This window comes from Stieleria sp. (assembly GCF_041595215.1).
Lineage (GTDB): Bacteria > Planctomycetota > Planctomycetia > Pirellulales > Pirellulaceae > Stieleria > Stieleria magnilauensis.
This window is the reverse complement of the sequence record NZ_JBFHKV010000018.1, coordinates 1-20,958: the sequence shown is the minus strand read 5'-3', so window position 1 is coordinate 20,958 and position 20,958 is coordinate 1. Positions and strand designations below refer to the sequence as shown.

The 20,958-nt window shown below is 58.5% G+C and carries 18 protein-coding genes; 10 read left to right on the top strand and 8 right to left on the bottom strand.

Annotation, left to right across the window (positions count from 1 at the left end):
• The 7 genes from ABX749_RS01540 to ABX749_RS01510 all read left to right on the top strand — a co-directional run.
• Nucleotides 1-427, top strand: a 427-nt coding sequence (locus ABX749_RS01540) for a hypothetical protein (RefSeq protein ID WP_372894459.1), incomplete at its 5' end; no start/stop codon positions are given.
• A gap of 178 nt (nucleotides 428-605) precedes the next feature.
• Nucleotides 606-1,670 (top strand): TrkA family potassium uptake protein, encoded by a 1,065-nt coding sequence (locus ABX749_RS01535; RefSeq protein WP_372894458.1) that lies wholly within the window; start codon nucleotides 606-608, stop codon nucleotides 1,668-1,670.
• A 75-nt stretch (nucleotides 1,671-1,745) separates the two neighbouring features.
• Entirely contained in the window at nucleotides 1,746-2,933 is a 1,188-nt protein-coding gene (locus tag ABX749_RS01530) for a Gfo/Idh/MocA family protein (protein ID WP_372894457.1), read from the top strand.
• A 205-nt stretch (nucleotides 2,934-3,138) separates the two neighbouring features.
• Complete coding sequence (locus ABX749_RS01525) at nucleotides 3,139-5,550, top strand: hypothetical protein (RefSeq protein WP_372894456.1); 2,412 nt, start codon at nucleotides 3,139-3,141, stop codon at nucleotides 5,548-5,550.
• Nucleotides 5,547-5,888 (top strand): J domain-containing protein, encoded by a 342-nt coding sequence (locus ABX749_RS01520; protein WP_372894455.1) that lies wholly within the window; start codon nucleotides 5,547-5,549, stop codon nucleotides 5,886-5,888. Before ABX749_RS01525 ends, ABX749_RS01520 begins: the two co-directional genes overlap by 4 nt.
• Nucleotides 5,881-6,657 carry a nucleotide exchange factor GrpE gene (locus tag ABX749_RS01515; protein WP_372894454.1) on the top strand — a complete coding sequence of 259 codons (777 nt, stop codon included), beginning with the start codon at nucleotides 5,881-5,883 and terminating at the stop codon, nucleotides 6,655-6,657. Before ABX749_RS01520 ends, ABX749_RS01515 begins: the two co-directional genes overlap by 8 nt.
• Before the next feature lie 38 nt (nucleotides 6,658-6,695).
• Entirely contained in the window at nucleotides 6,696-8,504 is a 1,809-nt protein-coding gene (locus tag ABX749_RS01510) for an Hsp70 family protein (protein ID WP_372894453.1), read from the top strand.
• Between the two features lie 236 nt (nucleotides 8,505-8,740).
• Here the strand turns inward: ABX749_RS01510 and ABX749_RS01505 are convergent, their stop codons facing one another.
• Nucleotides 8,741-9,985: an RNase H family protein gene (locus tag ABX749_RS01505; RefSeq protein WP_372894452.1), complete on the bottom strand. Its 1,245-nt coding sequence runs from the start codon at nucleotides 9,983-9,985 to the stop codon at nucleotides 8,741-8,743.
• A gap of 180 nt (nucleotides 9,986-10,165) precedes the next feature.
• On the opposite strand from ABX749_RS01505, the gene ABX749_RS01500 reads away from it, so the two are divergent.
• From ABX749_RS01500 to ABX749_RS01490, 3 genes are all read left to right on the top strand, one after another.
• Entirely contained in the window at nucleotides 10,166-10,843 is a 678-nt protein-coding gene (locus tag ABX749_RS01500; protein ID WP_372894451.1) for a phosphatase PAP2 family protein, read from the top strand.
• Nucleotides 10,844-10,934: 91 nt separating this feature from the next.
• Nucleotides 10,935-12,167, top strand: coding sequence for a glycosyltransferase (locus ABX749_RS01495; RefSeq protein WP_372894450.1), 1,233 nt, complete (start codon nucleotides 10,935-10,937; stop codon nucleotides 12,165-12,167).
• Nucleotides 12,164-13,036 (top strand): NAD(P)-dependent oxidoreductase, encoded by an 873-nt coding sequence (locus tag ABX749_RS01490; protein ID WP_372894449.1) that lies wholly within the window; start codon nucleotides 12,164-12,166, stop codon nucleotides 13,034-13,036. The genes ABX749_RS01495 and ABX749_RS01490 overlap by 4 nt, the downstream gene beginning before the upstream one ends.
• Nucleotides 13,037-13,096: 60 nt before the next feature.
• On the opposite strand, the gene ABX749_RS01485 is transcribed toward ABX749_RS01490, so the two are convergent.
• The 7 genes from ABX749_RS01485 to ABX749_RS01455 all read right to left on the bottom strand — a co-directional run.
• On the bottom strand, nucleotides 13,097-13,801 hold the full coding sequence (locus ABX749_RS01485) for a BON domain-containing protein (protein ID WP_372894448.1): 705 nt from the start codon (nucleotides 13,799-13,801) through the stop codon (nucleotides 13,097-13,099).
• A gap of 125 nt (nucleotides 13,802-13,926) precedes the next feature.
• Nucleotides 13,927-16,374, bottom strand: coding sequence for a glycosyltransferase (locus tag ABX749_RS01480; RefSeq protein ID WP_372894447.1), 2,448 nt, complete (start codon nucleotides 16,372-16,374; stop codon nucleotides 13,927-13,929).
• Nucleotides 16,375-16,450: 76 nt separating this feature from the next.
• Entirely contained in the window at nucleotides 16,451-17,443 is a 993-nt protein-coding gene (locus tag ABX749_RS01475) for a metallophosphoesterase (RefSeq protein ID WP_372894446.1), read from the bottom strand.
• A 115-nt stretch (nucleotides 17,444-17,558) separates the two neighbouring features.
• A complete protein-coding gene (locus tag ABX749_RS01470) occupies nucleotides 17,559-18,656 on the bottom strand; it encodes a M56 family metallopeptidase (protein WP_372894445.1) in 1,098 nt (365 codons plus the stop codon).
• Nucleotides 18,653-19,036: a BlaI/MecI/CopY family transcriptional regulator gene (locus ABX749_RS01465; protein ID WP_372894444.1), complete on the bottom strand. Its 384-nt coding sequence runs from the start codon at nucleotides 19,034-19,036 to the stop codon at nucleotides 18,653-18,655. Before ABX749_RS01465 ends, ABX749_RS01470 begins: the two co-directional genes overlap by 4 nt.
• A gap of 44 nt (nucleotides 19,037-19,080) precedes the next feature.
• Complete coding sequence (locus ABX749_RS01460) at nucleotides 19,081-19,995, bottom strand: DUF1559 domain-containing protein (RefSeq protein ID WP_372894443.1); 915 nt, start codon at nucleotides 19,993-19,995, stop codon at nucleotides 19,081-19,083.
• 59 nt (nucleotides 19,996-20,054) lie between these two features.
• Nucleotides 20,055-20,958 (bottom strand): efflux RND transporter permease subunit (locus ABX749_RS01455; protein ID WP_372894442.1); only part of this gene is annotated, 904 nt, incomplete at its 5' end.

Here is a 20,958-nt window from a genome sequence, read left to right as displayed (position 1 = left end):
GGAAGCTTACGCGATGATGATCGTCGGAAATTTCAAGGATGTCGTCGTCTGCCACCGGTTGAACCCCGACATCATGATGGAGGTGATGATTCCCAGTCACGCCAAAGTGCAAGCGTTCGATGCCCTCGGTGTTCCTTGGCAAAACGTGATCGCGTTTCTCGGTCACGTCCCGCCGACAGACCCTTCGCTTTACGAAGCGGTCCACCAGAAAGGCGCGTCCACCATGATCGGGACCTCGCGTAACCTGGACCGCGTGTTTCACCGACGCGTCCGAGACGACCCCGATTCGCTCCGCCGCGACTATCAAATGATCTTGGGCCGTGGTGCGGATGTCATCGAGACCGATCTGCCACGCGAGATCGGGCGTTTGCTGTATGCACCGCTGTCGAAGTCACCGCTGGGGCATCGCTTGTTGCGAGTCGAGTAAAGCCTAGGATGTTGCGGGGCGAGAGGCAGCCAGGAATCTTCGGAGCAGCGACTTCCCCTGGGGCGGTTTAACGTAGACTGGGCGGGCATTGACCGAAGCAATCCTTGACGCGGACGGATGAGCCGACGACGCTCGGTAGCACCACTTCGTCCCTTGACGCGAACACGCACGGCGTTTCATGAATGGGTCCACTTCGATCAACAAGATGCGTCTGGGCATGGCCGTTCTGGCCGGCACGTGTCTGATTGCGGTCACGGGCTATGTGATCGCCGGTTGGTCGCTGCTCGACGCGGTCTACATGGTGGCGATTACCATTTTCGGTGTCGGCTATGGTGAAGTGCGCCCGGTCGTTGATCCCGGGCTAAAACTGTTTACCCTGGCGGTGGTCGTCACCGGGTGCAGCAGCGGCATTTACGTCCTCGGTGGATTTGTGCAAATGATTGCCGAGGGAGAGATCCAGCGTGCTTTGGGAGCCAGACGAATGAGCCGTGGTATCGAACAAACCCAGGGTCACGCCATCATCTGCGGATACGGACGCGTCGGTCGCAGCCTGGTCGCCGAGTTACGGCAGGCCGGCATCGATCTGGTGGTCGTCGACCGGGATTCGGACCGATTGGCGGAAGCCGAACGTGACGGAATCCTCGTGGTCTCCGGCGATGCGTCCGAAGAAGAGATCCTGCACCGAGCTGGGATCGATCGTGCCACCGTGCTGGCATCGGTTCTGCCGGGAGATGCGGAAAACGTCTTCGTCACGCTGACGGCCCGTGAGTTGAACGAAACCATCCAAATCATCGCGCGAGGCGAGTCCGAAGCGACCGAGCGGAAACTGATCCGCAGCGGAGCGAATCGGGTCGTCCTGCCGACGATGATCGGGGCTTCCAAAATCGCCCAGCTGATCGCCTGCCCCACGGTCGAGACCCTGGTCACCGATGCCAAGGCGTTTTCGCGCATGAATCAGGATCTGGAAGCGTTCGGATTGGGAATGATGGAAATCCCGATCGGGGCTCAATCGGCGTTGGTCGGTTGCACGATCAAGGACATCGAGCTGACCGGGGACGGCGGAAACGTCGTGGTCGCCATCAATCGCGCCCAGGGTGAGGTCGTTCGCAATCCGAAAATGGAAGATGTCGTCGGCGCGGGCGACCGGCTGATCGTCCTGTCCCACAAGGAAGACCTGCCCGCCGTGACGCGTCGCGCCGCGCAGAAATCCGAGCAGATGTCCTATCGCGGAACGCGTTACTAAAAAGTGGGGTAAGCTTCCAGCTTGCCGAGACGCGTGGGCTACAATCTGGGCTGTTTTAATCCTTTGGAGACAGTTATGGATCGTCGTCAGTTTGCCGCAATCTCTGCCGGGCTCGTTGCCGGGGCGCATGCATGGGGCCAGTCAGAATCGAAATCGTTTCCGGTCGCCGTGATCGGGCACACCGGCCGTGGGGATTACGGGCATGGCCTGGACACCGTTTGGAACCGCATTCCGGGAGCGTCGATCGTCGCGATCGCCGATGCGAATCCGACGGGGCGACGAAAAGAACTTCAAAAGCTCGGACTCGGTGATGCCGCCGGCTACGCCGACTATCGCGAGATGCTTGCCAAGACAACCCCATGGATTGTTGCCGTCTGCCCACGTCATGTCGACCAACACCGCGACATGATCTTGGCGGCGATCGAATCGGGTGCGAAAGGCATCTACGTCGAAAAACCATTTGTTCGAACGCCCCGTGAAGCCGACCAGGTCTTGGCGGCCTGCGCCGAGCACGGCGCGAAAGTGGCTGTCGCGCATCGCAACCGATACCATCCGGTCATCAACGTGATCGCGGATTTGATCGAAGAGAATCGCATCGGGCGTGTGCTTGAAATCCGTGGCCGAGGCAAGGGCGACCGTCGTGGCGGAGGCGAAGATCTGTGGGTGCTCGGATCACACGTGCTGAACATGATCACCGTTCTGGCTGGCAAACCGCAATCATGCTCGGCCATGTTGATGCAGGACGGACGCCCGGCAACCCAACAGGATGTCCGCGAAGGCGCAGAGGGCTTGGGGCCGCTGGCCGGTAACGAACTGCACGCCAGGTTCCTGTTCGACCGAGGACTGACGGTCTATTTTGATTCGGTGGCCAACGACGGAACCGCGAACCACGGATTTGGTTTGCAAATCATCGGCAGCGAAGGAACGATCGCGATCCAAGCCGATCGCAATCCGCTGGCGTATTTGATCCCAGGCAACCCGTTCAAACGTCGCGATGCGGGATCACGCTGGCTGCCGATCACCAGCGGCGGCGTCGATGTCGCCGAGCCGAACCCTGATCTGATCCATCGGGTTCAACATCATGATGTCGCCGCGGCGGATCTCGTTCAAGCGATCCGGGAAAACCGCGAACCGCTGTGCAGTGCCGCCGAAGCAACCCTGACCGTCGAGATGATTTGCGGCGTCTTCGAGTCACATCGCCAAGGTGGCGCCGCGGTCCAATTCCCCCTTTCCCAGCGAGACCATCCGTTGCTTGCATACTAGGTCACCGCAAGCCGAGCTGTTGCTAACGTCATTCTGCAGCGTCGAATCGAAGAAACCGTCAACCCCCTAGAGAAACAGGACTGCACTTCGTTAATCTGTACCGATGGCGAATAGAAAAACGAAGCGGAAACCGCTGCCGCGTCGTCGAAAACGACCGACAACCGCGGTGGTGGCATCGGAGCGGATCGAGATACGTGCTCAGCGAATGAAACCGTTGATCGGGGCGGGCGAGCCGGCCGAGGACGCCGCCGTTTTTGACAACGCGGCCCTGAGGTCACTGCCGGGAGATCTGGCCGGTGAAGCCGCGGCGGTGCGGGAATCGCTCTCCGCGGTCGAAACGGGGGACGACAAACGGGCGACCGATCTGCTCAGCACGATCCCCCGAAAGAGCCCTTACAGTCAATGGCGGATGTTCATCCGCGGATTGATCGATTGGTATCGCGGTGATGCTGCCAAAGCCGACGAAGCGTTTTCGCGACTGGATCAGGATCGTCGCCCCGCCCGCATTGCCGCGACCCTCGCCGAGGCCAAACAGGGGCCAGCCGCCAAGGCACCGAATCCGGGGACGGCGTTCGTCAGATCGGTACTAATCGAACGCCCTGCGCTAAAGGAAGCTCGCGACATCTTGCTGAAGAAGGAGATCATCCCGGCCGAGATTCGAAGCGACGTGCTGATCGGACCGGAGCGATTAGATGCGCTAATTGGCTTTTGCAAGACACATCGGCAGTTCGAACCACGACTCGTCGCTGCCCTCGGCGACGAAGTGATCTCGCGGCTGTTTCAGATGACCTTTGTCGACTTGTATGAACGGGGGATCAAGGAGATCCCCGGCCCACCACATGACCCTAAACATACGCTTCGCTCATATTTCTACTATGAGCAGTTTCAGGATTCGGACGCAAATTCCGATCGGTTGTTGGAACGCTATCTGGCCGACGAGCTTCCGAAGAACCAGCAATTGTCTCCCGTGATACGTGGTGCGATTGCTGCCCAGTTCCATTTCAGCCGCGCGATGGAGGGCATCGCGACGCTGTCCCAATCGCCGTTCGCCCAAATTGGCGTCGATCCATTTGGAGACTACACGGACCTGGAGGAGCAGATCACTTGCTGGCTCGAAGCGGCGACACAGAGCTTTCCAAAATTTGAGCGGGCACATCAAGAGCGGGCGAAGTGGATTCGTCAATTCTCCGAAGACCCGGAAATGGACAAAGACTACCGGGCCTATTGGGCGGTGACTCTCGCCGAAGCGATGGAAGAGTGGTCCGAAGGCCTACCCGACAGCATCGAACCGCGATTGTGGTTGGTCGACTATTATCTGGAAAACGAAGATCTGGACCTCGCCCAACCCCACGTCGACTGGCTCGGAAAGTCGCGTCACGCTGACCCGCGTGTACGAGCTACGCGTTGGAAGTGGTGTCTCTTGGAGGCGATGCGATTGTGCCGACGAAAAGCCTGGCTGGGGCAAGTCGCGGAGCAGCTCGATCAAGCCGAGGCCTGTTGGCCGAGTTGGTTGTCTCGAACCTGGTTTGGCTACCTTCGCGCCGCACTGGCACTGCGGCAAGGCGACACGGAGCAGTACCAACAACGGAGGGCCGACGCGAGGGCGGCGTTCGATGCTGGTGCTGGCCCCGATGCCGACTTGGCCGACGCGGTGATGATATTGGGGGCCGCCCAGCGGATGCGAGTGCCCAGCGCCGATCTCAAGCCGCTCCGCGGGCCCGTTGATGCGGCGGCGAAGAACGCTTCGGCGCTCTCCTCCACGACGCTGCTTTTGGCAGGGTCGTTTTTCTACGATCTGCATCGGACCGGGTTGCTCTATCCTGCCTATCGAATGCATGGCGGAAAGTTTGCTGACGAACTGCTCAGCCGGATCCAATCCACCGCGGCGTGCAAAAAAGTCCTGGAACTGGATGCTCCCGGTTGGCCGGCCATCTGCTGGCTGTCGGCACGAACGATGTTCTCAGAGACCTACCAACTGAAGTTTCCCGCCGGCCTGCAAAAAGCCGGCAGCAAATTAGATCCTGACCTGACCGCGGCCCTCGAACTGCAAGCGATCCTCCACATCCCGAGGCTGTATCGAAAACCGCGACAGCTTCCTGCCCTGGTGCAGCGCGTCCGCGCTGCAGCCGACGCACAGACCGATCCGTTCCAACGACATTGGTTCAATACGTTGGTCCGTGACGGTGAGACGACCAACACTGGCGATACCGCACGGGAAGACTCCTTCCGCAAGATGTTTGGGCGGGTCGTCGGTGGCGGTGACCCCGATGGGGAGTCCGACGAAGACGATAGCTTTTACGCGGACGATGTCGACGAAGACACCTTTGACCCGCATTGCGACTGCGACCACTGCACCCGTGCCCGAGAGCGTTTAGGGATCCCGCATCCGAGCCGGGAGGACGATGGGAACAAAGACGTTGATGAACGGACGCCCCCGACCATGCGATTCGATTCCGCCGACGCCCCCTTCGGTCAATCCCCTGCGCCGGTCAATTTGGACCCCAACGTGGAGCCCCCGCCACCGAGCACCCCGGCTCCGCGGGCCAAGTTTGAAGTCGATCCCGAGCGGCGTCGCAATCGACCGAAAAACCCCACGAAGAAACGGAAATCGCGATGAACCAACCAACCACCTCCGCCGTCACGGATCCGTTCGCCGTGCTGGGATTAAAAGCCGGCTGTGACGAGGCCGAAGTCCGCGCGCGATACCTGGAACTGGTGCGTGAGCACCCGCCGGAAAAAGACGCCGAGAGATTCGGCAAGATCCAAGCCGCCTATCAAGCGGCGCGCGATCCCTTGTTCCTGGCCAGTCAGCTGATCATGTCCCTCGATCAGGAACCACGACCTTGGAAGCAGATCCTGGACGAACAAGCCGCGCAGACGCCTCGGCTGTCCACTGCCAATCTACTCAGCCTGGGCAATCTGTCAGCCAAGGCGGAGGAGGGCCACGATGGGTGATTCAATCGCCGAGCAACAAAGCGAGTTCGGTTTGATCGATGTGATCGAAGCCTTCACCGCGATGCGGCAAGAGTTCCGCAATCGGTCCAATGAAGATCGTCAACTGGCCCAATCGCTGAATGAATCGACGACGAAGGTCGAAAGTTTCGCGCATCGGGTCACCGGATTGCTCGATTCCATCGAAGCAAAAATTTCTTCGTCGTCGGAGGATGATGCGGCGCGACGATTGGCCAAGTGCTTGGCCGAAGTCGATCATTGTGTCTCCTACGCGATCGCAAGGGTGACCCAGCCGAATTCTCCGCCGAGGGAGCAGATCGAACAATCGATTCAAGCGTTCGAGCAAAACATCCGCACACAGTCCGAGACATTGATCGCGCCGCAGGGTTGGCTGGCTCGACGGTTCGCCCGTCCGGTTGCAAATCAAATTTGCGAGATGGTTGACCGGGAATTCCAACGCGTCAAGCATCAAATCGATCAATCGCTTTTGAATCTTGCGTCGCAGGATGCAACGATCAAGGGACTGGTGATGCTTGCCGATCGCGTCCGGAAACTGATCGAGTCCAACGGGATCACCAGGGTTGAGACCTTGGGAAAAACATTTGACGGCGAGATCATGCACGCGATCGCGTCCGTGGCCGCCGAATCGGTCGCCGAATCTTCCCCCGCGCCAGATGGTTCCCTCTCCGGAACCGTGATCGAACAGATCGCCCCCGCCTACCTCTACAAAGGTCAGGTGTTGCGATTTGCGGAAGTCAATGTTGCATTGTAACCACCCCTTCTAATCTTATTGACATTGGATCCGTTGAAGTGACTCAATCTGGCCCCTCGCCCGTAATCGGTATCGACCTCGGCACCACCAACAGTGTTGTCGCGGTCGTCAATGCAGGTCAGCCCAAGGTCCTTGCCGTCGACGGTGCGTCGATCATGCCCTCGGTGGTCGGGATCGGTCCGAGTGGCAACTTGATCACGGGTCTGGTGGCGCGCAACCAACAAGTTGCGTATCCAGATCGGACGGTGACGTCGGTGAAACGACAAATGGGGAAGTCGGTTCAGATCCCGATGGGCGACCAGGAATTTTCGCCACCGGAAATCAGTGCGATCATCCTTCGCCGCCTCAAGGATCACGCGGCGATGGCACTGGGAGTTCCGGTCGACCGTGCGGTGATTACCGTGCCCGCGTTTTTTGATGAAAATCAGCGTCAAGCGACTCGCCACGCTGGTGAATTGGCCGGACTAAAGGTGGAACGGATCATCAATGAACCGACCGCTGCCACACTGGCCTATCACGTCCACGAAGACCGCGATATCCATGTCGTCGTCTACGATTTCGGCGGCGGCACCTTCGACGTTTCCATCGCCCGAATGGAGTCTGGCGTGATCGAAGTGATTAGCAGTCGCGGCGACACCACACTTGGCGGCGACGATTTAGATCTCGCTTTGATGAATCACGTTGCCGATGGCTTTCAATCGGAACACGGAGTGGACTTGCGGAAGGACACGTCGACCCGATGGCGATTGCTGCACGCATGCGAGTCGGCCAAACGCGCCTTGTCGATCGAGGAAACGGTCACGATTTCCGAAGAATTCATTGCCGAAAAGGACGGCCAACCACTGCACCTGTCGGTCGCCGTTTCGCGTGATGAATATGAAACTCTCATTTCCGGCTTCATCGATCGAACCATTGCATGTGTGGATCAAGCCCTGCGGGATGCGAAACTGACGTTGGACCAAATCGACGAACTGGTCCTTGTCGGCGGATCCACGCGGACGCCGTTGGTTGAATCCCGCTTGCGCCGGGAATTCGGACTCGCTCCCTGTCGTGCGGTCGACCCGGATCTGGCAGTTGCCCTGGGAGCGGCAATTCAAGGCGCGATGATTGAAGGGCAAAACGTCGACGCGGTGTTGGTCGACGTCGCCACCCACACCCTGGGCATCGCGGCCCTCCAAGGCAGTGGTTTCGGATTGGGCGATCTGAAGTTTGTGCCGATTCTGCACCGCGGCTCTCCGCTGCCGGCTCGTTACGAAGACGCATTCTTTGCCGTGTCCGACGATCAAAAAATTGCGGAAATCAAAGTCTTTCAAGGCGAACACGACGATCTGCAGCACAACAAACTGCTCGGTAAATTTAAATTGCCGCTAAAGAACCCATCGGATTCACGCGGCAAGATCGTCGTCCGATTTGAATTGACCCTCGACGGAACGCTGAAAGTCACCGCCACGCAGACGGCCACCGGAATCAGCGAAGAACTGTCGATTAACAATGCCCTTTCCGAAGCCCAAGAGGAAGGGCGTGCCGATGCGATGGAGCGAATCGATGAGCTGTTCGAAACGGCCGAACCGATCCGAGCGGAAGACGCATTTGAAACCCCACCGGTCGGTCAGCCACGTCATCGAGTCGATGCCGCCCAATCCCTGGCAGACCCGAATTCGTCGTCGAAAGAACTGGCCCTGATCGCCAAAGCGATCTGCGTTGCAGGTTCGGCCGGAAAGGAAGATGCTGAAGAGCTCCATGACTTGATCACGCAATTGAAGGAAGCCGTCGACGAGGAAAATGATGACTTGATCGATACGTTGGTCCAAGAGATCGAGGACGTGATCTTTTATGTCGAGCAATGACTTTCGTTGCCCCGCGTGTAGGGCGAAGCAACCGCTGCAACCGATTTGTCGTCGCTGCGACGCCGATCTGAGCCTGCTGGTTCGCGCTATCGAACACTCTGCGGCGCTGGCGGCCCGCCACGAACAAGCGCGTGCTCGTACTGACCACCACCTCATGGAAACCACTGCGCGGCAGCTCGCGTTGCTCTCTCCCAAACAGCTGGCGGCAATTTCACGCGTTCAGGGCGATCATTGACTCACGACGTCTTGTGGCTTTCGGCTACATCCACCTTCGCTTCTTCGACGTGGTAAAACCGTTTGCAATTGGTGCAAAACAGATACCAGGCGAAATGGTAGGCCGCGTTCGCCTTGTGCCTTTTGGGAATCCGTTTTTCCAACGCATGGCCACAGGCACGGCAGGGGTCGCCCGCTTTTTTCGGCTTGCCGGCAGACGGCACGCGGGTGACGGGCGTCGGCGACTCGACGGGTGCAGCCGGGGCTGGAGCAGCCGGGGCTGGAGCGGCCTGGGCTGGAGCGGCCTGGGCTGGAGCGGCCTGGGCGGCGGGCTTCGCCTTTCGCTTGGCCCGTTTGCATTGATACCCTTCATCGACAGCCAGCGGCATCGCCTGCCTTGCTTCGCCGGCCAATTGATCGCAACGGTCGTTGTCTTCGATCCCCGAATGACCCTTGATCCAAATCACCTCGACGTCGTGTTTGAGGTATTGATCGAGAAACCGTTCCCAAAGATCCACCAATCGTGACTTCTTGCCTTTCCATTGCCTGGAAGCGTGGCGAAACAACAGCCCGGTGTTGACGGAATCGACAACGTAACGTGAATCGCTGTGAAGTCGAACACGACAACGCCGTTTCAGCGCCTCCAGCCCGACAACGGCCGCCATCAATTCCATCCGCTCCACGGTCGTTTGCTGAAACCCGCAACTGAGCTCTTTGTGGTGGTCGCCGAATCGCAAGACGACGCCATAGCCGCCCTTGCCACCTTCCTTTTCGGCACCACCGTCGGTGAAAATCGATACCCGCCCGACCGCGTCGCTGTCGCAAGTCTCCGACAAACAAATCAGTTCCAGCTCCGGTGACCGCGCGAACGAGTACAGCAATTGGCGACGAATCTCGATCTCGTCCAATCCGCGTCCGACGTGAAATGGCAACAAGGCCAAGGAGTGAAACCCACGCCGCAAGGTCTCCTCCAAGATCGACTTTGACAGCCGCTTGAAATCCTCGGGGCGGAGTTCGCCTTGGGGATGAACGCGCGACGGTGCCAAGAAAATGGTCGTAGACCGGTCAGACGTCGGGGGCAGGACCAGCAGCTCGCCCGGTCGAAGGTCCCCGGCACGGAAAGACCGCTCGTACGCGCCCGCCACATCGCTGAATGCCGCCGAACATCGACGCAGCGCCGCGGTCGGCTCGCCGCCGACGCAGTCGACATCGACGACCAATGCGTCCGTCGGCAATTGCGTCAATGCAGTGCTGGAAAATCGAAGCATCGGCAGAAGCGGTCTCGGGCGGCGCTGGGGCGTTTTAGAATAGGTTATTGTTCGTCGTCGGCGGAGCGATGTCTAGGCCGTCCGACGTCTGGGGCCGTCCGAAGCCTGGGGCCGTCTGGAGTCTGGGCCGTCCGAAGCCTGGGGCCGGTGTCGGGGGGAAAGCAAGCGAGAGGGAAAACGATGAGCCGAGAAGGCTGGGACGGCAAAGCGAGAGGGCGACAGAATGATCGAGAGCCGTTCTGGGTCTGGCCCGATGCCCGGCAACGAAGGCGACTGGGACTCGCCTTGCTCGGACTCAGCTTGCTCTTTGCGATCGTCTACGGGGGCGCCGAATTCATCACGTCGTTGCGAACCACGCGATATCCCGTGCATTTCTCGTTTGAATTGTCGCTTCCGTTTGTCCCCGAATTGAGTCTCGTCTATTCCTCGGTCTATTTAATGTTCGGTTTCATTGCGCTGACGTTGCCGACGAAAGACCGCCTGAATCAGTTTGTCGCGCAAATGGTTCTGATGACATTGATCGCCGGCGTGTGTTTTCTGATCTATCCGGCCGAGTTGGCTTTTGAGACACCCGAAGTGGTCGGATGGGCGGCTCTTCCGTTTCGCTGGGCTGACCGCATCAACCTGACCTACAACTGTGCGCCCTCGTTGCACGTGGCTTACGCAAGCTTGTGCGCCGCGACGATGTGGCGTCGACGGCGCGTCTGGGGCATTGCGTTTTGCATTTGGGCGATCGCCATCGCCGTCTCGGCTTGGCTGACGTACCAGCACCATCTGGTCGATTTGATAACCGGGGGTCTGCTGGGAGTGTGGACAGCCCGCCAAACGAGTCTGCACCGCATCCTCACGCGTCGGTAGATTCTTCGCGGTTGGTCGCCAGGCGGACGGGATCGGGGTATGCTGTAGCCCCCGGCAACCGCGGCAAATGAATCCCCCGTCTTCCCGCACCATGCATGTTTTATTTGTCCACCAAAACTTCCCCGCCCAGTTCGGCCAAATCGCGAACCACTTGGTGCAAAAGCATGGTTGGCGATGCACGTTTGCATCGCGGCACGAGGGTGAAATCGAGGGCATCGGCCGCGTGTTGTACGAACCACGAGGTGGCGCCCGGGCGGAGACAAATTTTTGCAGTCGCACCTTCGAAAACCAGATCTGGCATTCCACCGCGCTGTTCGACGCCCTGAGATCGCGTCCCGACGTCCAACCCGATTTGATTGTCGGACACAGCGGAATGGTTTCGACGCTGTACTTGCGCGAGTTGTACGATGTGCCGATCCTCAACTATTTTGAGTTCTTCTATCGCACCCACGACAGCGACATTGACTTCCGTGTCGACCTTCCTCCCTGTGACACCGCCACACTGTTGCGAGCTCGAACCCGCAACGCGATGCTGTTGCTGGACTTGGAAAACTGCGATGCCGGATATGCACCCACCGCATTTCAGCAGTCCCAATTGCCAGCGGAATTCCGGCCCAAAATCCGCACGATCTTCGACGGGATCGACACGGATTTCTGGAAACCGATCGAACAGCCCAACCGTCGGGTCGCCGGGATCGATATTCCATCGGACCATCGAGTCTTGACCTACGTCAGCCGCGGCATGGAATCGATGCGTGGCTTCGACATCTTCATGCAAATCGCCGATCGCGTCTGTCGGGAACGTCGGGACGTGTCCGTGCTGGTGATCGGCGAAGACCGGATCGCTTATGGAGGCGATGCCCGATTCACCGAGGGGAAAACGTTTAAAGAGTGGTTCCTCAACAAACATGCAATCGATCTCTCGCGGATCCACTTCGTCGGACGTGTCCGGCCCTCCGAGCTGGTCAATGTGTTTTCCCTATCGGATGCTCATCTCTACCTGACCGTCCCGTTCACGTTGAGTTGGTCGTTGTTCAACGCGATGAGCTGCGGCGCGCTGGCGATCGGCAGCGATACCGCTCCGGTGAGAGAGTTGATCGAAGACGGAACGAACGGATTGTTGGTGGACTTTTTCCAGATCGACCAGTGGGTGGAGCGTGTCCTGCAAGCGCTCGATGACCCGACCGCCTTCGATTCTCTGCGAACGTCGGCGCGGCAGACGATCTTGGATTCGTACACGTTGCCGAAGTGCCTGGACAAGATGCTGACACTCTATCGCGAATTGGGAGTCGGCGTTGACGCGGATTCGAGTGCCGACTCATGATTCTACTCCTGGGCGGCAGCGGTTATGTCGCAACGACGTTTGCCAAGCGGCTCTCTGATCGGGGCCTGAACTTTCGCTTGATTTCACGGCGGGACTGCGACTACACCCGTCGCGATCGATTGATCGAGCTGATCGATCAAACCAAGCCGTCGTTCCTCATCAACGCCGCCGGGTACACGGGCAAACCCAACGTGGAAGCCTGCGAACACCACAAAGCCGATTGTTTGCTGGGTAATGCCGTTCTTCCGGGCATCGTCCGCGAGGCCTGCGAACGACGAGACGTTGCCTGGGGACACATCTCGTCGGGCTGCATTTACAGCGGCTCGCGTCAGGATGGATCGGGATTTCGCGAGACCGACCCGCCGAACTTCTGCTTTCGATCACCGCCCTGCAGTTTTTATTCGGGCAGTAAAGCGCTCGGCGAAGAGTGTCTTCAAGGTGCGGACAACGTCTTTGTGTGGCGGTTGCGGATTCCCTTCAGCAATCGAGATGGCGAACGCAATTACCTGTCAAAAATGATGCGTTACGAGCGTCTGTTGGACGTGACCAATTCGCTCGCCGACGTGAATGAATTCGTCGACGCCTGTCTTCACTGCTGGCTGCATCGGGTCCCGTTTGGCGTCTACAACATCGTCAACACCAGTGCGGTCTCCACCGCCGACGTCGTTCAGTTGCTTCAGACGCACCGCCACATCAATCGCCCTTTTCGGTACTTTCGTGATGAAGCCGAGTTCATGAGCGCGACCAGCGGAGTCCCACGCTCCAGCTGCGTGCTGGACAACTCGAAACTCATTCAGACGGGGTTTCCGATCCGAGATGTCCGCGACGCAATCACCGACGCGCTGCGGACGTGGCAACCGGAGCGATAACTTCCTGACACGTTTCCGTGCCGACTGCGCCGTTGATCATCGATTCCCCGCGTCTTACTCTCAGTAGCCCCATTCCTCTGCGGGCCCCGTCCCCCAAGGCGTGATCGTGACGCAGTTGTCTACCTCTCGGACGCCACCGGTCGACCAAGCCGTCCGTTCGACTTCGGTGAGTTCGTTCAGGGAGTGGACATCACCGGTGATGGTCACTTTCGAATCTTCGACCTCCACCGCCAACGTTTTGGAATTCAACAGCGAGCTGCGTTTGAACGCCGATTCGATCGCACTCTTGATTGCACTGATCGTTTGGGGCGAAACCACGCCAATCTCATTATGAATTCCTTGAGCGCCACGGAGATGGCGAAGCGCACGGTCAACGGCGTCTTTTTGGTAGCGGTGCGCGACCGTTCCTTCTGCTTTGATCCAGCCATCTTCGACAGCGATTTGAATGTTCCGATCCGGCACTTCCGAGTCCCACTGCAGGGCATGGACGGCTGCAGCGGCAATCTCCTCGTCGTCCAACACGTTTGCATCCGACGGTCGAACCTCGATTTCATTGGCGACCGCACGCACACCATGCACACGTTTTGCCACTTCCTCGGCTTTGTGTTTGACCGAATACACCGGGACGTGACCGGCCAGAGTCACCACTCCGCCCTTTGCCGTCACACCAATCTGTGCGGCATCGACACTCGGCTCCCACTCCAATTCGTCTAAAACGTCACGCTGCAGGTGCGCGTCGGTTTTCATTTCGATGGTCTTTTTCATGATCCCTTTCACCTCGTTCGGCCATAGAACACGCCGTTTCCCTTGGCCTCACAGCTTTCTCTGGACTGGAATTCCGCACTGACTCTGGCCCAACGGTGCACTTCATCCACTGTTTTGGGCGATGTTCATTTGACAGGGTGCAAGTTGTGTGCCAGCCGAGGTGACGCCGCCGTAACCTGCACGAGCCGCGCGGGGCCTCGCTCGTCGATCAGCTGAATCCGCGTGCCGCGGGGCAATTGATCCCTCAGCTGGCCGATCAGCACCTGTTTCTCCATGATGATCAATGCGTGATCGTTCTCGGCGATGAATTCGCTGAGCCCCGATGCGTTCCGGGCATCAAAGTGCCGAACGTCGCTGCGTTGAAGATAAAACGGGACCTCGGAAAACTCGTGGGAAAGGGTGGCAATGGCTGAGTTCGCTTCCAATGGGATCTTCGCCCGCAACGGAGACGCAGCGGCGAAAATCGTTTGCCGGCGGCTGTACGCCGGAACGATCTGATGCATCACCATCACCGCCAACAAAAACGCTAGAGCCGAAGAGGAACCCCACGCATACTTGCCCTGATGTCGATCGGCAACCATCAGCAAACTTCCCACCAGCAGCGACGCCCAGATCAAGATCCAGACGTAGTTCGCAACCGAAACTCTCGATCCGGTCAAAGCGATGAATGCCGAAAACCCGACGCCGGCCAAACAGGTCGCAGCCGTTGCGGTTCGTGCCGACCAAAAACGCGCGAACCACTCTCGCCGATGGGTCGCCGATCGCTTGGTGGCATAAACAAGATAGTGGCCGATCATCAACGACAAGGCGGGTGCGGCCGGCAACAGGTAAGTCGGCAACTTGCACTTGGCAATCGAAAAAAACACGAAACACCATCCGCTCCACAACATCAGAAATCCCAACACCGGGGGACGGTTCTGAGACGCCGACCGCGTTCGCGACGCCAGAAACCCGACATAGGGAATCGTCAAGAACGTCCACGGGTGGCCCGCCAGCAACAGCACCGGGATAAAAAACCAAATCGGTCGTGCATGAAACTCTCCGGCGAACCTCGCCACATTGTGGCGGTAAAAGAACTCGACCAGGAAGGACGGGTCCTGCATCGTGACGGCCACCAACCAGGGTGCGGCAATCCCAGCAACCACGGCCAACAGCATCAGGTAATGCCGAAGGGTCGGCGCGAAGTATGATTCGGTGAGCCAGCTGAAAGCGATCAACGGAGGAATCAAGAGGACCAGAGCAAGCGGCCCCTTGGTCAGAAACGCCAAGCCACAAAACACCCCCGCCGCCAACCACCAGCCCAGATGCAACGCCCGCTTGCCGGCCGCAGGTTTGATCGCTTCATAGACGCTGAATAACGAGAGCGTCGTCAACAGAGTCAACACCCCGTCGATCAATAGATATCGGCTGGTGAAAACGAATCCAACGGACAACATCAAGACGCCGCCGGCAAACAGACCGATTCGACTGCCAACGTTGCGATTGCCAAACCACATGGTCGCCAGCAAGGTCCCGAAAGCCGCGAGCGCCGGAACCAATCGCGCCGACCATTCACTGATCCCGAACGCTCGATAGCTGATCGCACACAGCCAATACAGCAGCGGCGGCTTGTCATAGTAGGGCTGAAAATTGAGCTGTGGCAGTACCCAATTCCCGCTGACAAGCATCTCACGCGGGATTTCCGCGTACCGCGTTTCATCACGATCGATCAACGGATAGCCGAGATTCGTGAACAGGAAAAGTGCGGCGATCACTAGCAACAGAGCGTGAACGATTGAAAACGGACCTGAAACCACACCCTTTGTCGCCGCACCAGGAAACTGAACGGTGTTCCACCAATAGCGAATCAACCCCGTCAGCACCGTCGGTATCTCAAACACCGAAACCGTGCTGCTGCCCGCCGCCCGCGGTCGATGGGACACACCCACTTCAACCACGGAGTGATTTTGTCGTTTCGCTTCGGTCAACAACTCCGAGTTGACCAGGAACCCGCTGGTGGAAATTGTTAGCCCCTGCACCACGTCACGGTGAAACAGTTTGAGCGCACAATCCACATCACGCACTTCCGTGCCGAGCAAACATCGAACGATGCCGTTGTAGACGCGAGAGTAGAAACATCGCAATCGACTATCTTTGCGATCAATCCGATAACCGCACACGATGCTGTACCGCCGGGACAAAAACAGCAGTCGGTCCAATTCGGTCAAATCGAATTGGCAGTCCGCATCGGTAAACGCCACCAGGTCACACGTTGCCGCTGCGAAGCCATCGCGCAGGGCGGCGCCGTAGCCCAAGTTGCCGTCGTGCCGGATCAGCCGAATCGCGGGGTTCCCATCCGCCGCCTGCTGGACCAGCGCCGCTGTTTCATCGGTGCTACCATCGTCGACGACAATGATTTCGTAGCGGTCGGTCAATCCGCCCAGTGCCGATTCGGCTTCGGCAAGCGCCTGGCTGATCACCTCGGCTTCATTCCAGGCAGGTAAGACCAGCGAGAGACTGGGTGTCCGCTGGGGAGTCGAAGGGATCGTCGGTACGTGGCGGGGTTGAACAGTCGGTTGGGAAAACTGATGCATCCTTGCATTCCTTTGATACTAGATCTTTCGTAGTTAGAGTTGTGATGTCGCCGATCGCGTGACACAAGTTCGATCGCTAAAGCGTCCGTCCTTGCATGGTTGCCACGTCCTTGGCGGAACGTTTATCCAAGTGATACGTGAACAGCCGATTTTCGCAGGAGTAAAACGTGACCCAGAGTTCGCCTTCACGGATCAACAGCCAACAGAACCCGGGCGCGGCCTTGGCGAAGGCGGTCTGCTCGGTCCAAGACGTGCTACGCAGCTTGCTTCCGCTGCCGCTGACGATCTGGCACCATCCTTGACCACTCTCATTGAGTTGCAAATCGTGATCATGGCCTGACAGGTACAGGTCGACGGCGTGGTCCCGAAACAATCCGGGCAGCGATTCAGCGATCACGGGATAGACGCCATGTTTCCCACCCGAAATCGCCGGGTGATGTCCGATGACAATTTTGAACCTCGCGTCGCTTTGACTGAGTTGTTGATCCAACCAGACCAATTCCTCGTTGGCTCGGCGGTCACGATTCGCAATCAAATAGGTGTCGATCACAAAGAGGTCGATCGCGACCTCACCAATCCGGTGACGCACCGCATAGTGATTGGCCGGCATCATCCAACGGTCGCTAATCTCCGTGTAATGAACCTGAGCACTAACATCGCCGCCGTAGTCGTGGTTGCCGAGACAGACGTAAAACGGAAATGGAAACGAATGTTCGTCAAACAGGTTTTCGAAATCCGTTTGGAATCGTGGGTCGTCGACCGAGTCGACACCGCGTTCGTAGAAGTTGTCGCCCAACAGCACGGCGGCATCGGGGACAGTCTCGCTGGTATGACGCCGCATTGCGGCCACGACCTCGGCTCGTTGCGGGGAGTCGTAGCCGGTGTCCCCGACGACCAGCAGGCTAAACTCCGAGTCCGGATCGATCACTTCAGGTGACGCGCCGATCTCGAACGCTCGTTCGCCGAGCGTGACAATGAGCCACTGATTGTGTGCGGCGACTCGATAGCCTCCATAGACCAGCATCGCCAGAGCAACGACGACGACGGTTCGTTTTGCGATCTTGTTCATGGAATTCTCTCGACGCCGACGTGGATGGGTAGAATAACTGCGAACACAACAACTATCTCTTTAGTATTTCGTCTCAAGCGGATGTCGATTATCAATTGGCCTCAGGACGGCACGATCAGTCCTCGTCGGCGTTCAGCAGTTCATTCAGATCGTGCCGGGCGTCGAATCGTTCGTAGTCACGCACCGAAACGCCGAACTCATGAAGCAGGTTGGCGGTCCAGGTCGGCCAGGGCGAGACTGGTGTTCGCGAGGAGGCCAGCACATTGACCGGCAACCACAATTGCGACACGACCAGCACAACAAGAACGAGGCATCCGATCGCCAGCGATGCTCGACGGTGAGCATGAGAGGAATCTGGGCCATGTGCCGTTTCGACCTGCGAAACCAAACGTTCGGTACGTCGAACGATGGCGCTTTTGCGGCGACCAAACGCGAGCGTGCACGTGGGAGCGGTGGCACTCTGCTCGGCAACCTTGGCCAGTGTTTTCAAGTAGCTTGCGACCGTCTTCCCCGCCTTCGCGGCGACTTCATCGCAATGAAACTCGCGCGTCAACTCGGCGTTGCGGGCGGCCCACCAGATCGCCGGATGAAACCAGAGCAGCGCGTTGCAGGTCCCTTGTAAGAAATGCTGAAGCGGATGGTTGGTCCTCAAGTGTTCCAATTCGTGAAGCAGCACATGCCGCAACACCTCTTCCTCTTCCCGCAATAGACAACTTGGCAATACGATCGTCGGACGCTGCAACTGCCAACAAAACGGACCGTGTTTTTCAAACGAGACGAGCCAGCGCAGATGCTTGGGCAATTCGTCCTGTTCACCCAGCGGTAGCGTCGCGATCTCCTCGTCCGTCATCACGCGACATCGCTGGGAGAAGAATTGAGACAAGACGATCATGCGACCGAGACGTCGGACCAGGACCACAGTCAATCCAATGGCCCAAACGACAACCAAGGCTTTGATGATCCAAATTTGCAATACAAACATGGTTCGCGCCGCAGACTCGCTCAGTCGACTGACGTCGTTGAACAGGCGGAGATGGGGGAGCAAGAACGCGGCCGCGATCAGTCCCAGGATCGCAACAAATCCGATCGTCCATAGCCGACAATTTGTTGCCGCATGGTCGACAAAACGACTGAGGACGACGATGCTGACCACGACAACCAGGACCTGCAGGGGCAGACTGGCGACGGTTTCGAATAGCTGAGATGCATTCATCGGTCGCGTTCCGCTTTGGCGGCTGCCTTTTTGACCGCCGCGATGTCTTCCGGGGAAACCGAGTCACTATTGAGCAAGCTGAGCACCAAGGATTGAACGGATCCGCCGAACAAGCGATCGGTCAATTCGTGAATCATTCCATGCCGCACTTCTTCACGCGTCACGGCGGCAGAATAGGTGTAGGCGCGACCCACTTTTTCACCGCGACGGACAATCCCCTTTTCTTCCAGAATGCGCAAGGTCGTCATGACGGTCGTGTAGGCCAAGTCGCGATCGATGGCATCGACGACATCATTGACGGTCACGCGTTCGCGCTCCCAGACAACGTCCATGACCTCCGCCTCGCACTTGGTGATCTGCGTTCGGGACAATGAATTCATTCCTGATTCGAATGGATGGTGGGATGGGAAACTGGGTCAATCAATCATCGACGCAACTTCGCCGACTCGTGGTACAGGCGCAGGTCGATCTGTTCGGTGACAAAGCTGACGTGCCCGTCACCCCACAAAAAATTCGCTCCGCCGGGATGACGACTCGAAAAATCACATTCATCAGCCAAGGGACTGTTGATCCCTTCGAGCGTTGAACCGACTAACCGCGCCGCCGCGTCTTCTCCCGCCAAGTCCACACCGAACCAAGTCGACGGCACTTGAGCCATGGTCCGTTCACCGACCACAAGGGTGACGCTTAGCCCTCGCGTGAAGTCACGAAATCGAGTGTGCCGATTCTCCAAAAAAGCCCCATCGCCGACCGGCGCCGGTATTTCATCGTCCGGTTCCAATGTTCCGAAGACACCGACGTAGTTGGCCGTCGGTAACTCGATCAATTCAGCGGGCACCACACCCGAGTCGCCATCGTCGCGCGAATGCAATCCTTCAGAATCCTCCTCCTCGGCAAACAACGTGAACACCGGTTCGGCAATATCGGACGGACAGAGCAGGACCTCCAGCGAGGTGTGACGAACGGCTTCATGACGTTCATTGGCGACCGAACGTTCGATTTCAATCCGGTCGGCAAGCGCCGGCTGGCCCAAAAACGGAAGAATCGGAACGGCCCAACCGTACGCCGATTCCGATTGTGGATCGAAGGTCCAACCGGCGGGGAGGCTGCGTTGGGAGTGGTGGTGACTGTGCAGCGCCAGCCCGGTTTCGCGCAGGTGGTCGACGCACTGAACGCGCCGCGCGGATTCTCGAACGCTACCCACCGCCGGCAGCACCAGTCCCGCGAGAATGCCAATCACCGCCAGCGTCACGAGCAATTCGAGTACGGTCAGTCCACGCGACCACCCGACGGGCCTAGAGAATCGCAGGCTCACATCCGCTGGACTGATTGGCTTCATCGGCGACATCCGTGACCGAGGTTGACTGATAAAAACGCATTCTACGAAGCCATTAGTTTTTAAGCAATGCCGACTTGCTCGTCGTCTGTCCCTGGCTGTCGTGGCAACACAATCAATCCGTAAAGCACCGGCAAGACCAGCAAATTGACCGTCGTCGCGCCGACCAGCCCGGTCAAGATCACCAGGGCCATGGGGTATTCGATTTCTTGCCCCGGAAGTTCGCCGGCCAGAACCAATGGCACCAAGGCCAGTCCCGTCGTCAGTGCGGTCATCAGAATCGGTGCCAGCCGTTCTTCGGCCCCACGCAGCACCAACTGCCCTGGGCTTAGATCGGGAACTTCAGCGGCCAGGTGGCGGTAATGGCTGATCAGCATGATGGCGTTGCGGGCAGCAATCCCAAGCACCGTCACAAAGCCGACCAAGGAACCGAGCGAGACGATGCCGCCTCCGGCGAACACGCCCAACAACCCCGCTGCGATCGCAACCGGAAGCGAAAACAGGATCAGTGACACGGTGCGCCAGTTGCCAAAATCGATGTACAAGATGACGGTGATGGCAAAGATCGATCCCAAGGAAAGCAGCAGCAGGCGTTCGCGCGACGCCTTGGCTTCGGCATATTCGCCTAAAAACTCGGGATGATAGCCCGACTTGAACTCGACTTGATCGAGCACCGCCGACTCGATCGCCTTCGCGACCGATCCCAGGTCGCGGCCTTCCACGTTGCACGTGACATCGAGTCGACGCGACGCGTTTTCGCGATTGATCGCGTTGGGCGCCGGGACAATCGTCACCGTGGCAACACTTGCCAGCGGCACCTGGGCGCCCGAGGGAGTATCGATCATCAGCTCACCCAGGGTCGCCAAATCGGTCCGCAATGGCTTCGCACCGCGAACCATGACGGGAAAGATGGCCTGATCTCGATACATTTCACCGACCCGCATGCCATTGACCAGCGTGGTGACG

What these genes read in the sequence shown, in the direction of transcription:
- ABX749_RS01490 (WP_372894449.1), top strand. Translation starts at nt 12,164, where the DNA reads ATGATTCTACTCCTGGGCGGCAGCGGTTATGTCGCAACGACGTTTGCC.
- ABX749_RS01535 (WP_372894458.1), top strand. Translation starts at nt 606, where the DNA reads ATGAATGGGTCCACTTCGATCAACAAGATGCGTCTGGGCATGGCCGTT.
- ABX749_RS01515 (WP_372894454.1), top strand. Translation starts at nt 5,881, where the DNA reads ATGGGTGATTCAATCGCCGAGCAACAAAGCGAGTTCGGTTTGATCGAT.
- ABX749_RS01465 (WP_372894444.1), bottom strand. Translation starts at nt 19,036, where the DNA reads ATGAATTCATTGTCCCGAACGCAGATCACCAAGTGCGAGGCGGAGGTC.
- ABX749_RS01485 (WP_372894448.1), bottom strand. Translation starts at nt 13,801, where the DNA reads ATGAAAAAGACCATCGAAATGAAAACCGACGCGCACCTGCAGCGTGAC.
- ABX749_RS01500 (WP_372894451.1), top strand. Translation starts at nt 10,166, where the DNA reads ATGAGCCGAGAAGGCTGGGACGGCAAAGCGAGAGGGCGACAGAATGAT.
- ABX749_RS01480 (WP_372894447.1), bottom strand. Translation starts at nt 16,374, where the DNA reads ATGCATCAGTTTTCCCAACCGACTGTTCAACCCCGCCACGTACCGACG.
- ABX749_RS01530 (WP_372894457.1), top strand. Translation starts at nt 1,746, where the DNA reads ATGGATCGTCGTCAGTTTGCCGCAATCTCTGCCGGGCTCGTTGCCGGG.
- ABX749_RS01525 (WP_372894456.1), top strand. Translation starts at nt 3,139, where the DNA reads ATGAAACCGTTGATCGGGGCGGGCGAGCCGGCCGAGGACGCCGCCGTT.
- ABX749_RS01520 (WP_372894455.1), top strand. Translation starts at nt 5,547, where the DNA reads ATGAACCAACCAACCACCTCCGCCGTCACGGATCCGTTCGCCGTGCTG.
- ABX749_RS01495 (WP_372894450.1), top strand. Translation starts at nt 10,935, where the DNA reads ATGCATGTTTTATTTGTCCACCAAAACTTCCCCGCCCAGTTCGGCCAA.
- ABX749_RS01505 (WP_372894452.1), bottom strand. Translation starts at nt 9,985, where the DNA reads ATGCTTCGATTTTCCAGCACTGCATTGACGCAATTGCCGACGGACGCA.
- ABX749_RS01460 (WP_372894443.1), bottom strand. Translation starts at nt 19,995, where the DNA reads ATGAAGCCAATCAGTCCAGCGGATGTGAGCCTGCGATTCTCTAGGCCC.
- ABX749_RS01470 (WP_372894445.1), bottom strand. Translation starts at nt 18,656, where the DNA reads ATGAATGCATCTCAGCTATTCGAAACCGTCGCCAGTCTGCCCCTGCAG.
- ABX749_RS01475 (WP_372894446.1), bottom strand. Translation starts at nt 17,443, where the DNA reads ATGAACAAGATCGCAAAACGAACCGTCGTCGTCGTTGCTCTGGCGATG.